General features: G+C 69.7%; 1 protein-coding gene. It reads right to left on the bottom strand.

Features of this window, described 5'->3' with window-relative positions:
• Positions 1-1,138, bottom strand: a 1,138-nt coding sequence (locus tag HB633_RS30580) for a condensation domain-containing protein (protein ID WP_213781856.1), incomplete at both ends; no start/stop codon positions are given.

Here is a 1,138-nt window from a genome sequence, read left to right on the forward strand (position 1 = left end):
TGGCCGAGGCTGCGCTGCGGGCGCAGGACCTCCACCAGCTGCTCGAACGGCACGTCCTGGTGCGCATACGCGCCGAGCGTGACCTCGCGCGTGCGTGCCAGCAGCGTCTCGAACGTCTCGTGCCCGGCAATGCGCTGGCGCAGCACCAGCGTGTTGACGAAGAAGCCGATCAGCGCTTCCGTCTGCGCGTGGCGCCGGTTCGCCACGGGCGTACCGATGCAGATGTCGTCCTGTCCGGCGTGGCGCGCCAGCAGCACGCCGAACGCCGCCGATAGCGCCATGAACAGCGTGCCCCGTGCCCGCCGTGCCAGCGCGTGCAGCCCGCCCGTGGTCGCCGCGTCGATCGTGAAGGGATGCATCGCCCCGCGATGGCGCTGCACGGCCGGGCGCGGCCGGTCCGTGGGTAGCGTCAGCAACGGCGGCGCATCCCCGAGCTGGCCGCGCCAGTAGTCCAGCTGCCGCTCCAGCACCGCCCCGCTCAGCCACTCGCGCTGCCAGTGCGCGTAGTCCGCGTATTGCACGGGCAACGCCCGCAGCGGCGAAGCCTCGCCACGTTCGAACGCCTCGTACAGCGCCGCCACTTCGTGCACCAGCACACCCATCGACCAGCCGTCCGAGACGATGTGATGCAGCGTCAGCGTCACCACGTGGTCGGCTTCGCCCAGCCGCATCAATGCGGCGCGGATCAGCGGCCCGTCCGACAGATCGAAGGGCTGCGTTGCCTGCGTCTGCAGTTGCGCGTGCAACTGCTGCTGCCGCTTATCGTCATCCAGCGCCGATAGGTCGAGCACCGGCAGATCCACCTCCAGCACCGCCGCGATCTCCTGCACCGCGACACCGTCGCGCGTGACGAAGCGCGTGCGCAGCGATTCATGACGTCGCACCACTTCGTTCAACGTCCGGTGCAAAGCCGCCACGTCGAGCACACCATGCAGCCGTACCGCAGCCGGCACGTTGTAGAACGCGCTGCCCGGCTCCAGCTGGTCGAGGAACCACAGGCGCTGTTGTGCGAACGACAGCGGCAGCGGCCGATCGCGATCTACCCTCAGGATCGCCGGCAGCGAGGCCCGCTCGCCGTCCTGTCGCGCATCCTCGATCCGTCTCGCCAGATCCGCCAGCACCGGTGCCTCGAACAGCG

This window comes from Caballeronia sp. dw_276 (genome assembly GCF_018449635.1).
Lineage (GTDB): Bacteria > Pseudomonadota > Gammaproteobacteria > Burkholderiales > Burkholderiaceae > Caballeronia.